A 16,939-nucleotide genomic window follows, 5' to 3' on the forward strand; every position below is an offset into this window, starting at 1 on the left:
GTCGATCCAGTCCCAATCGACCTTGCCGGCAAGCTGAACCAGCTCGTGCTTCATATTGATGATCTGGTCCAGCCTGGCCCGGAACAGATCGCCCGATTCCGTCGTCCTGTGCTTCTTCGGTCGCATCGCCACCTCCGATGCGACGACGGAATCATGACTGGCGATTCGACGGAATCCTGAAAATGAAATTGCAAGGTTCCGATGCCCCAAGCATCAAAACCCTGCAATCGCAAAACAGCCCACAAAGACAAATGCGATTCTAGCTCAATCGCTTAGCCGCTCTTCACGGACGACTAGCTATCCTTCTTCCGCTGAGTGACTAGATATCGCAGCAGCCGCTGCATGCCGAGACCGGCAAGTACGGGGAGCGCCACGAAATCTGGCAGCAGACAAAGTGCGCAGAGCCACGGGTTCACTTGCTTGCGCGGTCGGACGTCAGGCCATTGACGATGAGCGGTGATGAAACAATTTGATCGTCGGTGAGCAACTTCGGTACGTCCCGTACTCGTGGTTCAGGGCTGAGCATAACTTTAACTTACCACGGGTCTTTCTAACAGCGGTTCACGTCTTCACGATCCAATGCTCGGATGGCCTTCAGAGACGATCAACCAAAATGCTGACGGTGACTGCTGTTGGCCCATCGCTGCCCAGCGGAATGCTCCGTGGGGCGTCGGCTCTCGGGTGCAGAGCGGAAACTGATTTCAGCGGTCTGGACCGCCGATTTAGCGAGGACAAACGGAGGACACGGCGGCGCGTCCACTCACCAGTTGCGCTTGGAACCCCACATGCAGAGGCTCGACGGCTCGAAACCGAACTGGCGCGGCCGGTGAGTGTCCTCGTCTTCGATCTCGTCTACGCCGATCGAATATTCGAACACCATGCCATCCGGGCCACGGAAATAGAGGAAGCGCGCGCCTGATGTCGGATGACGGCCGGGCCCGAACACGATCGGCACACGCTTCTCCGACAGATGATAGTAGGAGCGCAGCACGTCGTCATTGCTCTCGACCTGATGATTGACGTGGTGCACGCCCGCTTTCGGTCCCGGTGCCAGGGCGATGGTGTGATGGATGGCGTTGACCCGCATAAGCGCGACGTCGCCGATGCGGTCACTGACGCGTGCGTTGCAAACTTGGGTCCAGAACCGCTCGTCCCGCGCGGGATCGCTCGTGAACAGGCCGACATGGCTGAAGCCGGTGATGCCGGCGTCGCGGGATCCGAAATAGCGCTTGCCGCTGCGTTCCGGCCGTACCACCAGCTCGATGTGGTTGCCGCTCGGGTCCTTGAAGCCGATGAATGCCTTGACCTTGCGCGACGCGCATTCGCCCGCCGTTCCCGCATGCACGGGGTGACCCAACTGGTCCAGCGTCGCCGCCGCCGCATCGAGCTGGGCCTCGTCATCGACTTCGAACCCGACGGTCTGCTCGGCCGGATCGCCCTCGAAATAGCACAGCGTATGAGCACGGTCGTCCGAGCGAAGGTAGAGCGCCTTCCCCGATTGTTCACCGACCTGCAGGCCAAGACACTTGGTCGCGAAACTTTCGGCGTCCTCGAGGTTCGACGTCCCGAAGCGGACGTATGAGAGATCCTTGAGCTCGATCATGTGTTTTTCCTCGGTGGACGTCAGCTCAACCGGCTTGCGCCGGCCGCAATTCCGCGATGTCGATGCACCGGCTGCCCCATTCGCAGAGCGAGGACGCTTCAGGCGTAAACTGCCGCGGACGATGATCGGGCTGCAAATCCCCGAGGCCGTAGCCATAGCAGAAAATGTAGCCTTCCGGCCCGGCAAACCGGACGAACATCTGCCGCGAGGCCGGCTCGCGTCCCGGGCCGTGCACGATCCTGATCTGCCGCTCCTCGACGAAGTAGTTGTTTCGCATAAGGGCATCCATGCTCTCGACCGCGTAGCAGACGTAGACGAGCCCGGCTCGGTCCGATGGGTAGAGCGCCACGCGATGATGCATTTGATCGATCCCGAGGTAGGCGATCTCGCCGACCCTGTCGGTAATCCTGGCACCGAGAATGGCGGTCCACAAATCAAGATCGTCCTGCATCGCGCGGCTGCGCAGACCGACCCCCTGCAAACCCGTGACGCCGGCGTCGCGGCTCGGAAAATAGCGGCGGCCGCTCAGAGCGGGCCGCAGCACCAGATCAATCTCGTTGCCGCTGGCGTCCTCGACAATCAGTGCGCGGCGGACGAAGCGCTGGGCGCACTCATCCTTCGATGCCTCGCGCGCGGACAAGCCGCGGCTCGCCAGCGCCTGCGCGATGCGGTCGAGCTCGCGATCGTCCGCGATCTCGATGCCGATGCTCGGCTTCTCGGCGCCGCCGGCCAGACAAAGCGTGTAGTAGCGCTGGTCGGAGCGATAGAGGAAGGGCTCCAGATCGCTCCTGACGTGCTGCAGACCGAGAATCTCGGTGGCGAAGGCCGCCGCCGGCTCCGGGGCCTGCATCGCGAGCCGGACGTAGCAGAGCTGGATCGCGGGGCCGCGTGGTGATGCAGGCGGCTGCTTCGTCGCCGTCATTTCTGTTTCCCCGATCGCTTGGACTTCAAGGCCGCGATGTGCTGGCCGACGATCATGCGCCAGGCGCCCATCAGTCGCGTGAACTGCTCGGGATCGTTCTCGATCAGCGTTCGCACCGCAAATCCGCGGACCACGCTCAACGTCAGCGCGAGAATGTCGCTGGCCGACTGTTTGGGCAGACCCGATGCAATCAGCGTATCCAGCCAGGCGGCCTCGATCGAGAAGCGGATCTGGCGCGTGAACTGCGAGGTCTCGTGCCTGAGCCGGCGCGTGCTCTCGTCGCTCATGGCGAGCGCGAGCCCAATGAAGAAGTGATCCCCGAAGAAATAGTCCTTGGCGTCGTCCATGATATCGCCGATCAGATCGCCGCTGCTGCGGGCCAACCGGGCGCGGCGCGTGCTCTGCGCGAAGGTCATTTCATTGACGTAGGCCATGAGCTCCACCACGAGGGCGTGCTTGCTCGGGAAATGGTGGAGCAGGGCCCCGCGGGAGACCCCGGCCAGCTTGGCGACTTCGATGGTCCGCAAGCCGCCGAATCCATCCTTCCGGATCAGCTTTGCTGCGGCCTCGAGCAGGAGCTTGCGCGTGGTCTCGCTGCGCTCAGCCTGGGTCCGACGTGGGGCATAGGTCGGTTCGGCCGAGCTGTCGCGGCGCGAGCGGAGCTTCTGGCGCGGGGCGGGCGCCTTCAGTATTCGGGCGCCGGACTGGTCGGCCGGTTTGGGATCCTTGGTATTCGACATGGGCACTCTCTTCGGGATCGGAGACGTCTTCGCCAGCGAGCCGGCGACCACTTCCGTCACAGCATCGTGCTGCCGCCATTCACGCTGATAACTTGGCCGGTGACGAACGACGCCTCCTTCGAGGCGAGGTAGCATACCATCGACGCGATCTCGTCCATATCGCCGGCCCGGCCCATCGGGACGACATCGACAAATCGTTGCAGCGCCTGCGCCGACATCAGCGTGGCCTTCTGCACTTGCGGCGTATTGACGATGCAGGGTGCGACTACGTTGAAGGTGATGCCGTCCTTGGCGAACTCGCGGGCGAGGCCCGTCGCGATAGCATGCACGCCTCCCTTGGCGGCATTGTAGGCGGCGTGGTCCCACAGGCCGTTGCGGACCGAGTCGGCGCCGATATTGACCACCCGGCCATACCCCTTCTCCTTCATGACGGGAACGGCGTGCCACGTGCACCACACCGTCGTCCACAGATTGCGGTCGATGGTCGTGCGTAGGGTGTCCGGCGTATGTTCGAGGAAAGGCTTGATGATGCCGCCGCCGGCATTGTTCACGAGCACGTCAAGCGTTCCATGGGTGTCAACTGCCGTGCGGATGAGGGCGCCGGCGATCTCCTCCTTCGAGAGGTCGCCGGCCTTGATCGTCGGCTTCTCATGCCCGCTTGACGCGATATCCCGCGCCACTGTGTCGAGCTGCTTGTCGTCGACGTCCGACAGGACAAGGCGAGCGCCGCCTTCGGCAAAATGCCTGGCTATGACGGCGCCAATTCCGCTGGCGGCGCCGGTGACGACGACCACCTGGTTGGTAAAACGAGCGTTCATCCACTGTCCGTCAGGTCAGAGCACGATGCTGATGCGGCCTGAGGGGCGCAGCCCCTCGCTGCCGAGCAGGCAGCGCTTCTCCCGGATCTTGAGGCCCTCGCCATCGGTCGCAAGCTTGTAGTTGCTGGTCCCGAAATAAAGATCAGTGGTGCCGTCCTTGGTTCGCAGCGTCTGGAACACGCAGCTCACGTCGATCTCGCGCTCGGTCCGGCCACGGATGCGGACATTGCCGACGATCCGGCTTGTCCTTGAATGCGGGAATTCGGCGTGAGCGGTTCGCTTCATCAGCCGCTTGACCCGCTCGCCAAGCCGGACGCGGTCGTCGGCGATATAGAACAGGCTGGTGTCCGGCGATGCGTCGGGCGCGAGGTCGGTGCAGGGCACCTCGTATTTGGCGTCCTCCGTGAACAGCGTCAGCCATTCAGGCAGTCGCCATTGATCGAGCAGGTCGGCTTCGGCGAACAGAAAGTCCTCGACGTCCGAACGGTTGACCGCGTTCATGCTCCGCCTCCTCAAGCCGCAACGTCTTTGATGTTCGGGACCGGCCCCGGAAACATCAGGCGATTCCACTGCGTCCAGAACGCGCGCATCTGCAGCTCGTCGTTGTGCGATGGGTTCTCCTTGCCCATGCCCTTCGAGATGTCGTTCCACAGCGCTTCTTTCGAGTTCTTGAAACCGCGCTGGCAATGCTCGAGGGCTTCAGCGTCGTCCGGCGTCGCGAAACCGCCGGGTCCCAGGAATTCGAGGAAATTGTTGAGGCGGTATTTGCGCGCCCATGTGGTCTCGTCGTTCGGCGCGAGCGCCCAAGCGTTGATCACCATGTAGTCTGGGGCCATCGGGAAATAGGTCCTCACCGTGAGGGCCATGATGTCGTTGACGACGAGGTTGGGGAAAATGAACAGGTTGCGGTTTTTCAGGGCGATGCGGTCGGCGCGGTCCTTGCCGTGCTGCGCCACCAGCTTGTCGTACAGCCGGGCAATTTCGGCCTTGCCGGGCTCGCCCCATCCGGGGATCCATTGTGCGACGGGACGGCCCCACGGCGCGCCATATTCCAGCACCGCATGTCCGCCGCCGAGATCGTATCCAAAGCCGCCGCCGGTGCCCGAGCTCATATTGTCAGTGGTGTTCATCAGGATGTCGAAATAGCTCGCATGCGTCGTGACCGCGTGGTAGCCGTCGATACTGTTCTCGGTCAGCAGCTTCCAGTTGGCGCGGATCGAGTATTCCTGGCTGCCGGCCACGATCGACATGCCCGCGTCGGTCTGACCGCAGATGACGTCGAGATACTCCTTGGCGTTGCCGAGATATTGCTCGAGCGACACGATATTCGGGTCGAAGGACACGAAGTTGAAGTCGCGATAGCTCTCGTAGCGCGGCACCGGCTGCATGTTCGAGGTGCTGCGAGACTTGAAGTCGTCGGGATAGGATTCCTCGCCCGGCTGGCCCCGCAACTTGCCGTCAGCGCTGAAAGTCCAGCCATGGTAGAAGCACTGGAACGACTTGGCGTTGCCCTTCCGCTCGCGGCAGACCTGGGCGCCGCGATGCGGGCAGGTGTTCATCAGGGCGCGAAGCCGGCCCTTCACGTCGCGCGTGAACAGGATGTTGCGGCCCGCCACGGTGCGGGTGATGAAGTCGCCTGGCTTCGGCAATTCCGAGGAGTGGCCGAGATAAAGCCAGCATCGGTCGAAGATCCTCGCCTTCTCCGCCTCGAATATGTCGTGATCGACGAAATTGCGGCGGGCGACCTTGAAGATTCTCTGGGCGGGATCCACTAGCAAGGCCGGCTCGGCACTGTTCGCATCCATGGCGTTTCCCTTCGATGTCAGGGGGCCACCCTGGAGGTGGTCCCCGACGCTTTAAACGCGTCTTGACTCAAGATTAGAAACAATCAATCCTGTTTGTAAAGTAAAAACACGATCGCTCTGAGCGCGGGCAGCCGCGGACCCATCGGTGCGGCGAAGCAGCAGGGAGAAACGCGGTGGGCGCCGTGATCGATGTTCACACCCACGTCGTGCCTTCGCGACTTCTGGCGGATTCCGCCCGCGACGCGCGCTGGCCGAGCATTCAATTCACCGGCGGCGACCAGGCCGCTGTGATGATCGCCGGCAAGGTCTTCCGCAAAATCGATGCGCGCTCCTGGGACGTCGAGCGGCGGCTGTCGGACATGGCCGACGAAGGCATCGACATGCAGGTGCTCTCGCCGATGCCGGAGTTGCTGTCGCATTGGCTGCCGCCGCAAGACGCGGAATACCTCGCCGACATCATGAACGCGCAGATCGCCGGAATGATCTCGCGCGAACCGCGCAATTTCGCCGGCATCGGAATGGTCTGTGCGCAGGACGTTCCACGCGCCGTTCGCCAGCTTACCACGCTCAAGGCGCTAGGGTTTGCCGGTTTCGAAATCGGAACGCACATCGACGGCGTCGCGTTGGGAAGTAAAGCGCTGTTGCCACTCTATGAGGCCGCGGAAGCGATGGATCTCACCATCTTCGTCCATCCGCTGCATCCCGTCGGCGTCGAGAGGATAGGGGCCGGTCCGGAGTTCGGTGCGGTGGCGATATTCCCGCTCGAAACCGCGCTTGCCTCGGTGTCTTTGCTGGCGGCAGGCATTCTAGAGCGGTTTCCACGCCTGAGGGTCTTGCTCAGTCACGGCGGCGGGGCGCTGTCCTGGATACTGCCGCGCCTCGATGTCGGCTGGTCGCTGGGTCTCAAGGGCCAGATGCAGCAGGCGCCCTCGAAGATCGCCAGAAGATTCTGGTACGACACCATTCTCTACGACGCCGCGTCTTTGTCGTTCCTGGCCGAAACCGTCGGAAGCGATCGCATCGTTGTCGGGTCCGATTACCCGTTCACAATCATGCAGCGACAGCCCGGCGCGTTCGCCCATCGCGTGCTGGACCCGGCCGCCCTGACGGAAAATGCCTTCGGCGTTCTCGGCAAGGTCTACGACGTGAAGGGATTTTCGGGCGAGGCCGACGCAGAGACCGGATCACTACGGGCACACTCCCATGACTGAATGCAGATCGCTCCCTCAGATGTGTCTGCTCGGCCCGGTGCCGCCCCGGACGCCGGGCCGGAGCGATGCCCAAGTGCCGTCGGATCTAAGCCGGGGCGCGAGCCGGTACGGCCGGATCCCCTTCGTCTATTTCTATCATGAGGACGTGCAGGACGATGCAGCGTTCGGCCTGCTGGACATCGAGATCGCGATCCAGCGCCGCGCGCCCGGGTCGTTCCAATTCGAGATCTATTGCATCGGCGACGGCTATCAGAGTGGGCAAGGATCGAGCGATCCGCAGCCGCTCGCGATCGAATTCCGCGCCGGCGATCGCACCCTCGCCAGGATCGAATGGTCGTATCCGGCCGTTCTCAACGGCCACATGGACGCGCTCAGCTTTTCGACGGCCGTCGAGATGAGCGACGCGGACTTTGAAGAGATCGATAATGTGGTGCTTCCGTCCGTCCGTGCCGAGGTGACAATATTCCTCGAATAGCACGGTCGGGCTGATGACAAAAACAAAAGAGAGCGCGTCGAGGGGTCGCAACATTGTGGGGAGAACATGACGTTCCAGTTCACACGCCGTCGCGCGCTCGCGCTCACCGGGTCCGCCATTGCCGCGCCGTTCCTGTGGCGGCAGGCGCGAGCCGCCTACGACGAGGGCGTTACCGACACCGAGATCAAGCTTGGAACGACGGCGGCGTATAGCGGGCCGGTTTCGGCGATCGCCTCTTATGGCGAGGCGCAAGTGGCCTATTTCAAGATGATCAATGATCGCGGCGGCATCAACGGCCGCAAGATCAATTTGATCTCGCTCGACAACGCATTCTCTCCGCCGAAGACGATCGAGCAAACGCGAAGACTGGTCGAGTCTGACGGCGTCTTCGCGATTGCGGGAGCTTTGGGCACACCGACCAACGCTGCCGTTCAGAAGTACCTCAATTCCAAGAAGGTCCCGAACCTGTTCCTCACCTCGGGATCGGAGCGGTTCAATGACCCCGCGAACTTCCCGTGGATCGTTCCGCTGTACCCCTCTTATGTCGCACAGGGGATGATCTACGGGCGCTTTCTGCTGGAAAACAAACCGAACGCGAAGATCGGCGTGCTGTTCGAGAACGACGACCTCGGTCGGGATTATCTGCGCGGCTTGAAGCAGGGCCTCGGCAGCAAAGCTCAGACGATGATCGTTGCTGAGAAATCCCACGAAGTCACCGATCCCACCATAGACAGCGCCGTCATCTCGATCCAGGCGGCCGGTGCGGATACGTTCATCCAGTTCACCAACCAACGTTATGCCGCGCAGGGAATCCGCAAGGTGGCGGTCTCCAACTGGAAGCCGCTTCAGATCATCGCCTCCAACGCAGCCAGCATCGCGCAGACGCTGGTGCCCGTCGGTCTCGAGAATTGCAAAGGTATCTATTCCGCGCGCTGGGAGAAGGCGCCCAGTGACGCGGCCTTCGCAAACGATGCAGGAGTCGAAGACTTCAAGAAATTCGTCGGCGAATACATGCCCAAATACAATCTGGAAGATCTCAATGCGGTCCCCGGTTACAATTGCGCCTGTGCGATCGCCGAGGTGCTGAAGCGTTGCGGCGATGAGCTGACGCGAGAGAATCTCTTGAAGCAAGCGACCTCGCTGAAGGATCTTTCGCTGCCTTTGCTTCTGAACGGAATCAAGCTCTCGAACTCGTCGACGGACTACGCCGCCTTTCACGCCATGGAACTGATCCAGTTCGACGGCGAGAAATTCGTCGGTCAGGGCGATGTCATCCAGATCTAGATCAACCTGCAAAAGTGGCGAGCTGACAATGGACCTCGGAATTCGTGGACGCACCGCGCTGGTCTGCGCGGCGAGTAAGGGGTTGGGACGGGCTTGTGCCGAGGCGCTTGCCGCCGAGGGGGTCAACTTGGTGCTGACGGCGCGGCGCTCTGACCTGCTTGAGCAAGTCGCGGCCTCCATCCGTCAGAAGTTTTCCGTGACGGTAGCCGCCGCCTCCGGTGACATCACCACGGAGGCCGGACGCGCGGCGGCACTGTCGGCGTGCCCCAGGCCGGATATCCTCGTCAACAATGCCGGCGGCCCGCCGGTGGGCGACTGGCACAGCTTCGAGCGGGAGCAATGGCTGGCGGCGGCCGACAGCAACATGGTCGCGGCGATCATGATGATCCGTGCCGTGATCGACGGGATGGCCGAACGTAAGTTCGGCAGGATCATCAACATCACCTCGGCCATGGTAAAGCAGCCGCACGCAGCTCTGAGTCTATCCGTCGCGGCGCGGATCGGGCTGACCGGGTTCACCAAGGCGATCGCAGCCCAGTACGTCGGCGCGAATGTGACGATCAATAGTCTCCTGCCCGAGCAGTTCGAAACCGACCGGCTCCGCTCCAACATCCAGAAGCTGACCGCAAAGAGCGGCCGGACCCTGGACGAAGAGGTCGCCGCGTCCGCCGCCAGCAGCCCGGCGAAGCGCATGGGGCGTGTCGAAGAGTTTGGCGCCGTCTGTGCATTCTATTGCAGCGCCCATGCAGGCTACCTGACTGGCCAGAACGTCATGCTGGACGGTGGGCGTTATCCCGCCGTTTTCTAGAATCGCGCTGAGCACGACGCCGGACGTTCACGCGCCGCACGAATCCCTGCCGCTTGCGAAGTTCAAAGGAAAGTCCTGGAAATTGCTGGACGGGACGGGAATGTCGGCCAGCGCGAGTGGATCGATGGCCGAGACGCGGGTTGCGCCGATCCAGACGGCGTGCCCTCCATCGCTCATTGGCCTCGCTGCCGGTCATCTGGCGCGCGATCGTCACGAAGCGGTCGACGACCAGATTGTGCGGTTCGCTCCGCCAGACCAGGGAAAACGGAACGGTCAGCGCTGGCGACGCGATGGGGCGAGCGGCAACGCCGTTCGGAACGAGGCCCGCCAAGGATACCGGCCATCACGAGCAAGCCCCAGCCATGCCAAACTTGGCGGATAGCCTGGCCATATCCTGGCGAAGGCTCGTTACCCATCAGAAATTTCGCAGCGGCCGCGGTCGAGCACGAGGGTTTGCCGCTCGACCGCCCATGCGCGAAAGCGTATCCCCTCGGGTCTCCTGAACAGCTCAACCCGAATGGTGTCGCCGGGGAATGCCGGCGAGACGAAACGCACGGCCATCGTTCGCAGGCGGTGAGGCGCGTGCGGCAGGACGAGCTTGAGGATCGCGCGGCAGGCGATGCCCAGCGTGTTGAGGCCGTGGGCGATGGGACGGTCGAAGCCGGCGCTGCGCGCGAGTTTGGGATCGGCGTGAATCGGCATGTAGTCGTGGCTGGCGAGCCGGTACAGGAGCGCGGCCTGTCCCAACGTGGAATAGTCGAGCGCGTGATCCGGAGGATCCCGAGAGGAAAATGCGGACAAGGGGGCCGGTACGTCTCCGAAATTGCCGCAGCCACCGTCGTCCCGCAAGAAATTGGCGGCCGTCAGGCTCGCCAATGGCGTTTCGGTCGCGGCGTCCTCGATCTGCGTATCGAAATATAGCACCGCGCCACGGCCGGCACCCTTGTCGGCCACCGCTCTCACCCGATGCGAGGCCCTTATCGTTGCGCCAAGGGGAAGAGAGCGATGAAGTTCGAACCGTTGCTCGCCCTGGAGTACGCGGGGCCAGCTGATCTCCATTGCCGGTTCGGCGATCCAGAGGGGCGGCCAACCGAGGGTGACGCACATGCTCGGCACAGGTCGTTGATCGCGGCCTTCGTAGATGTAAGGCAGTTCCTCTTCGTCCGTCGGGTCCATTCCCATTCCCAGGCTCAGCGCATAAAGCGCGGCGGACCGCCAGTCGTAGGTTTGGAAGATAGGCGGGAAATGGCGCGCCTTGACGTTCTCGAGGTTCATCCTGTCGTCCTCTGCAAGGCTGGTGAAGCTAGGTGAGATTATTGGTTTATATGCGTACCGATTTGTCCTCCCCAGACTGTATTGTACTGCGACAAATCCTCAATGCATCGCAAAAACCGCCAAGAATGCGACAAAACATCGTTTGCGCGGAACGCCGAGATATAATAAAGAAGTGTACCAGTTTTGGGGCGACCCCTTCAGCTGGGAAATATAACGACGGTGCCGGTCCGTTTCGACAAGGCGCAAAGGGAGGCCAAATTGCAAGAGGAAGAACGCGCGCCTTCGGCGCGGTCATTGAGCATGTGCGACGGTGCCGCCCAGCGTTCTGAGGCTTCACTTTGATCGCGCTTCTCATCGCCAATTCCTTGGCGCTCGCCTCTCTCCTGATCATGCTCGCGAGCGGTCTGGCATTGATCTATGGGTTGCGTGACGTCATCAACTTCGGACATGGCGCGCTCTATATGTTGGGTGCGTACCTTGGCTACACTGTCGCCAAGGTGACGGGGTTCTGGCTCGCGCTGCTGATCGTTCCGATCCTGCTGGCCCTCGTCGGGATCGTTCTCGAATTTCTGGTATTGCGGCCGCTCAAGAGCCGTTCACACATCGAAGTCGCGCTCGTGACGCTCGGTCTCGGTATCATTCTCGGTCAGATCATTATCTTCATCTATGGCGGCGAGGCGCGCAGCATTGATGCGCCGGCGATCCTGTCGGGATCAGTCACAGTGTTGGGCCTGTCCTATCCCGTGTACCGCGTGTTCCTGATTCTAATGGGGCTAGGGTCCTGCGTGTCGCTGGCTGTTTGGCTGAGATTCACGTCGTCGGGTCTGTTTGTCCGGGCCGTCAGCCAGGATCCTGGCGTCGCTCGCATGATGGGGATCAATTCCGATCAGCTGAGCTTGCTCGTCACCAGCCTCAGTGCGGCCTTCGCTGGAATCGCCGGCGTGTTGGCCGGTCCGTATCTGTCGATCGATCCGGGCATGGACATCGTCATGATCGTCGATTGCCTCATCATCGTGGTGATTGGCGGCACCGGCAGCATCGCGGGAGCGATCATTGCCGCTCTGCTGTTCGGCTTCGTCCAGGTTGCGGGCTCGGTATTTCTGCCGAATGTGGCAGCGCTGGTGCCCTATGTGCTGCTCATGATCGTGCTGCTGATCGCGCCCGGCGGGATCGGTCGGGGAAGGGTGTTGAATTGACCAGCGGAACCCCTGTTCAGAAGAATCTGCGTGAGGTCACGATGTTGGGGCACGCGAGTTCGTCCTTTCGTGTGCCAGCTGCGATCGTTGCAGGCGCGATCCTGTTCGGCCTGGGAGGCGTGTTGCCGGGATATCTCGCGAGCGATTTCACGCTCAAGCTGGCCAATGAAGGCCTGCTTTTGGGCTTGCTCGCATTGAGTGTCGCCTTCCTGATGAGCGAGGCCGGTCTCGTAGCGCTCGGTGCGGCCAGCATTTACGGCGGCAGCGGATATCTGTTCGCGATCGCGATGAGCGAATGGGGCATGAGCCCGGGCGCTGCGATCGTCTTCGCTTTTCTAGCGGTGGTCGCATATGGGGCTGTGCTTGGCGCATTGATCGTCCGCACCAATCCGCTCGCCTTCATGATGTTGACGCTGGCTGCCGGCGAAATGATCAGGCATGTCGTGATGCTGGAAGCCGTGCACGATTATACCGGCGGCGCCGACGGCCTCGTCGTCAGCTTCAAGGGGGCGATTCTGGGCATGCAAGCGGCCGACTTCGCCAATCCGCAGCATTTCTGGCCGATCGGCTGGACCGCAGTGTGGTTGATAGGAGTGACGCTCTGGAGCGTCTCGCGGTCGAGGCTCGGCGCGACGCTGCGCGCGGTCCGTCAGAACGAGGAGCGCATGCGCTTCTCCGGGTTCAACACCTATGTCCCGCGAGTCGTTGCCTACATCCTGGTCAACGCCGTCGCTGCGGTTTCCGGCCTGCTTCACGTCCTGAACGCCGGCTTCGTGTCGCCGGAAAGCCTTGGTCTCGGGGTGAGCACGAATGCGCTGGTCGCCGCGCTCATGGGCGGCACCGCCGGCTCGGTCGGGCCCTTGGCCGGCGGCTTGATCTTTGCGTTCGCGCAGGATGAGTTCGGAGCGCGGGGCGCGACGCAGTTGCTGACCGGTGCAGCGATCGTGCTCTTCATCGTGGTGTTTCCGCGCGGAGTCGTCGGCGGTCTCGTTGCGGCCGTGCGACGCGTCTTGCCGGGCATCGATCGTCCGCGAGGGAAGACCTGAACATGCTGAAGATCGAGGGACTATCGGTCAACTATGGCTCGCTTCGAGCGCTTGCAGACGTCGATCTCGACGTGCATGACCAAGGCGTCCTGCATGGGATCATCGGCCCGAACGGAGCGGGCAAGTCCACCTTGCTCGACGCCGCCTGCGGCCGGCGGCGTCCCACCGCCGGCTTGGTTCGCTATCGGGGAGAGGACATTACAAAGCGGTCGGTGGCCTGGCGGCGACGCAATGGCATGTCGCGCTCGTTCCAGCGCACGAGCATCTTTCCCGACCTGACCGTCCGAGAGCAGCTCGAGCTGGTCGCCGCGCATCTCGGTGACGACCGGCTGGACGACATCATCCGCCTCATGGATCTAGGGTCCTATCTCGATCAGCAGGCCGGCCGGATCGCATACGGCGTGCAGCGCAGGGTCGACGTCGCCTTGGCGCTCCTCGGTCGGCCCAACATCCTTCTCATGGACGAGCCGGGCGCGGGCTTGTCGGCGGTCGAAACCTTACGGCTGTTCGAGCATCTTCGCGAGCTCGTCAGCGAACAGAAGATTGTCGCCGTGGTCGTCGAGCATGATGTGGAAGCCGTGTTTGCCTGCTGTGGCATGGTCACGGTGCTCGACCTCGGACGGCATTTGGCCACCGGGACGCCCGCCGAGATCCGCAAGGATAGCCGAGTGATCGCTGCATATCTCGGGAGCGCGGCATGAGCCTGCTCCGGATCGAAGCGTTGTTCGCCGGCTACGGTGCATCGACGGTGCTGCACGGTGCCGACCTGACGATCGAAGCCGGGGAGTCGGTGGCGGTTGTGGGCCGCAACGGCGCCGGAAAATCCACTCTGTTGCTCTCCCTGTTTCGGGAAACGAACGTCACCGGCGGCGCGATCTGGGTCGGCGACACTCGCATCGAGCGCATGCCAGGGTATACGGCCGCCAAGCTGGGCATCTCGATCGCGCCCCAGGGACGCCGGCTCCTGCCGAATCTGACCGTCAGGGAAAATCTGCTTCTCGGCAAGGCGACTGGACGGGCCGGGCCATGGGATCTGCGCAGCATTTTCAAGCTGTTTCCGGTTCTGGAGGAACGGGCCGGTCAGATGGGAACGATGCTCAGCGGCGGTCAGCAGCAGATGCTGGCGATCGGCCGTGCATTGATGGCCAACCCGAACCTGCTTCTGCTCGACGAGCCATCGGAGGGGCTTTCACCGGTGCTCGTCGACGGCTTGGTCGATACCTTGATCGACATCCGCAAGGCCGGCACGGGCGTTCTTGTGGTCGAACAGCATTTGAGTCTCGTGAAACGGGCAGCCGAGCGCTTCGTGATCCTCTCCAAGGGAGAGGTTGTTGGCGCGGGACCGATCGAGCTGATCGGCGCCGCCGAAAACCAGGCGCTCATGGCCTTGTAAGGCGAGCAATCAATCGTCAAAAGAGGAGGGAAACATATGGGAAGTTTCGGTCAATCTGTCCTGCGGTTTATCCAACTGGCGACGCTCGGTGCCACCTTGGGTCTGGTCGCCGGGGCGGCATCGGCGCAAGAGTCCGTGAAGGTCGGCGTCCTCTTGATCGACAGCGGTCCACTAGCTGGCCTTAAGGAAAGCCAGACCAACGCCGTCAACCTCGCGATCGAGCATGTCAACGCGGCGGGCGGCGTCATGGGAAAGAAGCTCGAGGCTGATTTCATCACCTATCCCGGCACGCCCGATACAGCGGTCGACGGCGCGACGAGAGCGATCCAGAAGAACGGAGCCGTTTTCATCACCGGCATGGACACCTCGGCCGTTTCGCCGGCGCTTGCTGCCAAGCTGCCGGCGCTGAAAGCATTGATGCTGGAGGTGTTCGCCCAGGCGGATGGCCTCACGGGGAAGGGCTGCTCGACGAACCTGTTCCGCGTCAATGTGAGCGACTCCATCATCATGGGAGCGGTCAAGGACTTCCTGAAGACGCAGGGCGTCAAGAAATGGGACATTCTTGCGGTTGACTACGCAGCCGGACGCGACGCCGCGGACAAGTTCAAGACGCTGGTCGCCGGCCTCGGCGGTTCGGTCGGAAAAGTCCTGTTCGCGCCGTCCGGAACGGCCGACTTCGGCGCGAAGATCTCGGAGTTGGGCAACGATCCAGCGGAAGGGCTCTTCGTCACCATATTCGGAAGCGATGCGATCAACCTTGCGAAGCAGCAGCAACAGTTCGGCCTGTTCAAGAAGTACAAGATGGTGCTCGGCAACTCGTTCGTGATTCCGCAGGTGCTTCCTGCGATGGGTGAATCCGTGCTGGGCGTCTATCAGCCGCTCGGCTTCGTGCCGGGTTTTCCCGGCGCGAAGGCAGAAGCGTTCGTCAAGGCCTGGAAGGAGAAGTACAACGGCCAATTGCCTCCCTATACCGCTGCCGACCAATACGCTGCGATCGAGCTGATGGCTGCCTCCCTCAACAAGGCGAAGTCAACCGATGTCAATGCCTTGCGCTCCGCGCTCGAAGGCCTGAAGGCCACGACAGTTCTGGGTGATGTCGAAATCCGGGCAGGAGACCATCAAACCATACGTCCGATGGCCATCAATCAGATCGTCGCCGGTTCGGACGGCAAGCCTACCTATGAGATCAAGAAGATCGAGGCGGGCTCCGATATCATCCCGGCGGTCGATCCCGCCTGCAAGATGTGAAAGGCAACGGAAAGCCCGCGGTGTGCAGCCGCGGGCTTTCACCAATGGTTTCAAGTCTGGAGCGCGATCTTTCCAAACTGAGAACCGGCCGCAAGGCGAGCACAGGCGGAACGGATGTCAGCCATCTTGAACGTCTCATCGGCGGCAGGCTTGATCAGGCCGCGGTTGAAGACGTCGAGCAGCTGACGAAACTCGCCGACGCTGCCGCCCGTCGAGCCATACACCTCAAGCTGCCGAATGAAGAGGCGCTGCAGATCCGCGGAGGGATTTGAGCCGCTCGTCGCTCCGCAGGTAACGATCCTGCCTCCCCGCCGAAGCGACTTCAGAGACTCGCCCCAGCTCGACTTCCCGACGGAATCGATGACCATATCAACGCCGCCGCCGCTGAGTTCCAGGATGGAGCTGGAAACCGGATCCCTGGTGTAGTTGACCCCGCCCGATGCACCCAGGGAGATCGCGCGTGCGATTTTCGCGTCGCTCGACGACGTCACGTAGACGCGAGCCCCCACGAGAAGGGCGAGTTGAAGGCAGGCGACCGCGACCCCTCCGCCGATGCCGACAATGAGAACGCTTTCGCCTGGCTGCAGCGCGCGCTTGCCGAAGATCATGCGCCATGCCGTCAAATGGCCAACCATCAACGACCCGGCCGAAGTGAGGTCCGCTTCGTCCGGGAGTTCAAAAAAGCACCGGTTGGGCATGGCAACATACTCGGCGAAACCGCCATGACGATGCTCTCCCATCAATCGGGCGCTGACGCAGAGCGGCTGGTCGCCGGCCTCGCAGTACCGGCATTTGCCGCAGAAGGCGACGGAGTAGAGGATCGCCTTTGCGCCCCTGCGCAATCCGCTGCCGGGCTCGGTCTCGACGATTTCGCCTGCGGCCTCTACGCCGAGGACCTGCGGGAGCGTATGCGTAATGCCAGCGCCGTTGTCCCGCATATAGAGATCTACGCGGTTCAGCGACGACGCGGCAATCCTCAGGACGGACTCGCCTGGCTTGGGAGTAGGGTCGGGAAAGTCGCGCCAACTCAGGCCGTCTGCTCCGCGTTGATCTAGAACTGCTGCCTTCATTCGCGTCTTCCCTGTCCCGTGTTCGAAATCTTCTTTCGCATTAGG

At 62.3% G+C, this 16,939-nt stretch carries 17 protein-coding genes; 9 read left to right on the forward strand and 8 right to left on the reverse strand.

What is annotated here, in order from left to right; all coding sequences use genetic code 11:
- Positions 1-760: 760 nt before the first annotated feature.
- Genes H1B27_RS31660 through H1B27_RS31685 form a run of 6 tightly spaced genes read right to left on the reverse strand, consistent with a single transcriptional unit; the run spans position 761 to position 5,888 of the window.
- On the reverse strand, positions 761-1,603 hold the full coding sequence (locus H1B27_RS31660; protein WP_197968737.1) for a VOC family protein: 843 nt from the start codon (positions 1,601-1,603) through the stop codon (positions 761-763).
- A gap of 25 nt (positions 1,604-1,628) precedes the next feature.
- Positions 1,629-2,525: a VOC family protein gene (locus H1B27_RS31665; protein ID WP_197968738.1), complete on the reverse strand. Its 897-nt coding sequence runs from the start codon at positions 2,523-2,525 to the stop codon at positions 1,629-1,631.
- On the reverse strand, positions 2,522-3,265 hold the full coding sequence (locus tag H1B27_RS31670) for a TetR/AcrR family transcriptional regulator (RefSeq protein ID WP_197968739.1): 744 nt from the start codon (positions 3,263-3,265) through the stop codon (positions 2,522-2,524). The genes H1B27_RS31665 and H1B27_RS31670 overlap by 4 nt, the downstream gene beginning before the upstream one ends.
- A 56-nt stretch (positions 3,266-3,321) precedes the next feature.
- Complete coding sequence (locus H1B27_RS31675) at positions 3,322-4,083, reverse strand: SDR family NAD(P)-dependent oxidoreductase (RefSeq protein WP_197968740.1); 762 nt, start codon at positions 4,081-4,083, stop codon at positions 3,322-3,324.
- Positions 4,084-4,098: 15 nt separating this feature from the next.
- Positions 4,099-4,584 (reverse strand): aromatic-ring-hydroxylating dioxygenase subunit beta, encoded by a 486-nt coding sequence (locus H1B27_RS31680; protein ID WP_061879133.1) that lies wholly within the window; start codon positions 4,582-4,584, stop codon positions 4,099-4,101.
- Positions 4,585-4,595: 11 nt separating this feature from the next.
- Positions 4,596-5,888: an aromatic ring-hydroxylating oxygenase subunit alpha gene (locus H1B27_RS31685; protein ID WP_197968741.1), complete on the reverse strand. Its 1,293-nt coding sequence runs from the start codon at positions 5,886-5,888 to the stop codon at positions 4,596-4,598.
- Positions 5,889-6,061: 173 nt separating this feature from the next.
- On the opposite strand from H1B27_RS31685, the gene H1B27_RS31690 reads away from it, so the two are divergent.
- From H1B27_RS31690 to H1B27_RS31705, 4 genes are all read left to right on the forward strand, one after another.
- Positions 6,062-7,099, forward strand: a complete 1,038-nt coding sequence (locus H1B27_RS31690) for an amidohydrolase family protein (protein ID WP_197968742.1) — start codon at positions 6,062-6,064, stop codon at positions 7,097-7,099.
- Positions 7,100-7,172: 73 nt separating this feature from the next.
- Positions 7,173-7,574, forward strand: a complete 402-nt coding sequence (locus H1B27_RS31695; protein WP_197968743.1) for a hypothetical protein — start codon at positions 7,173-7,175, stop codon at positions 7,572-7,574.
- 66 nt (positions 7,575-7,640) lie between these two features.
- A complete protein-coding gene (locus tag H1B27_RS31700; protein ID WP_197968744.1) occupies positions 7,641-8,858 on the forward strand; it encodes an ABC transporter substrate-binding protein in 1,218 nt (405 codons plus the stop codon).
- A 28-nt stretch (positions 8,859-8,886) separates the two neighbouring features.
- Entirely contained in the window at positions 8,887-9,666 is a 780-nt protein-coding gene (locus H1B27_RS31705; protein WP_197968745.1) for an SDR family NAD(P)-dependent oxidoreductase, read from the forward strand.
- A 408-nt stretch (positions 9,667-10,074) separates the two neighbouring features.
- Here H1B27_RS31705 and H1B27_RS31710 read toward each other — a convergent pair whose 3' ends face one another.
- The gene (locus H1B27_RS31710; RefSeq protein WP_197968746.1) at positions 10,075-10,941 is read right to left on the reverse strand and encodes a MaoC/PaaZ C-terminal domain-containing protein; all 867 of its coding nucleotides are present in this window, start codon (positions 10,939-10,941) and stop codon (positions 10,075-10,077) included.
- A 338-nt stretch (positions 10,942-11,279) separates the two neighbouring features.
- On the opposite strand from H1B27_RS31710, the gene H1B27_RS31715 reads away from it, so the two are divergent.
- Genes H1B27_RS31715 through H1B27_RS31735 form a run of 5 tightly spaced genes read left to right on the forward strand, consistent with a single transcriptional unit; the run spans position 11,280 to position 15,824 of the window.
- Entirely contained in the window at positions 11,280-12,137 is an 858-nt protein-coding gene (locus H1B27_RS31715) for a branched-chain amino acid ABC transporter permease (RefSeq protein WP_061879125.1), read from the forward strand.
- Between the two features lie 41 nt (positions 12,138-12,178).
- Positions 12,179-13,183, forward strand: a complete 1,005-nt coding sequence (locus H1B27_RS31720; RefSeq protein WP_197968747.1) for a branched-chain amino acid ABC transporter permease — start codon at positions 12,179-12,181, stop codon at positions 13,181-13,183.
- A gap of 2 nt (positions 13,184-13,185) precedes the next feature.
- Complete coding sequence (locus tag H1B27_RS31725; RefSeq protein ID WP_197968787.1) at positions 13,186-13,884, forward strand: ABC transporter ATP-binding protein; 699 nt, start codon at positions 13,186-13,188, stop codon at positions 13,882-13,884.
- A complete protein-coding gene (locus H1B27_RS31730) occupies positions 13,881-14,576 on the forward strand; it encodes an ABC transporter ATP-binding protein (protein WP_197968748.1) in 696 nt (231 codons plus the stop codon). The genes H1B27_RS31725 and H1B27_RS31730 overlap by 4 nt, the downstream gene beginning before the upstream one ends.
- A 36-nt stretch (positions 14,577-14,612) precedes the next feature.
- Positions 14,613-15,824, forward strand: a complete 1,212-nt coding sequence (locus H1B27_RS31735) for an ABC transporter substrate-binding protein (protein WP_197968749.1) — start codon at positions 14,613-14,615, stop codon at positions 15,822-15,824.
- Positions 15,825-15,874: 50 nt separating this feature from the next.
- Here H1B27_RS31735 and H1B27_RS31740 read toward each other — a convergent pair whose 3' ends face one another.
- The gene (locus H1B27_RS31740; RefSeq protein ID WP_197968750.1) at positions 15,875-16,894 is read right to left on the reverse strand and encodes a zinc-binding dehydrogenase; all 1,020 of its coding nucleotides are present in this window, start codon (positions 16,892-16,894) and stop codon (positions 15,875-15,877) included.
- Positions 16,895-16,939: the final 45 nt, after the last annotated feature.

Source organism: Bradyrhizobium diversitatis (assembly GCF_016031635.1).
In the GTDB taxonomy this organism is placed as follows: domain Bacteria; phylum Pseudomonadota; class Alphaproteobacteria; order Rhizobiales; family Xanthobacteraceae; genus Bradyrhizobium; species Bradyrhizobium diversitatis.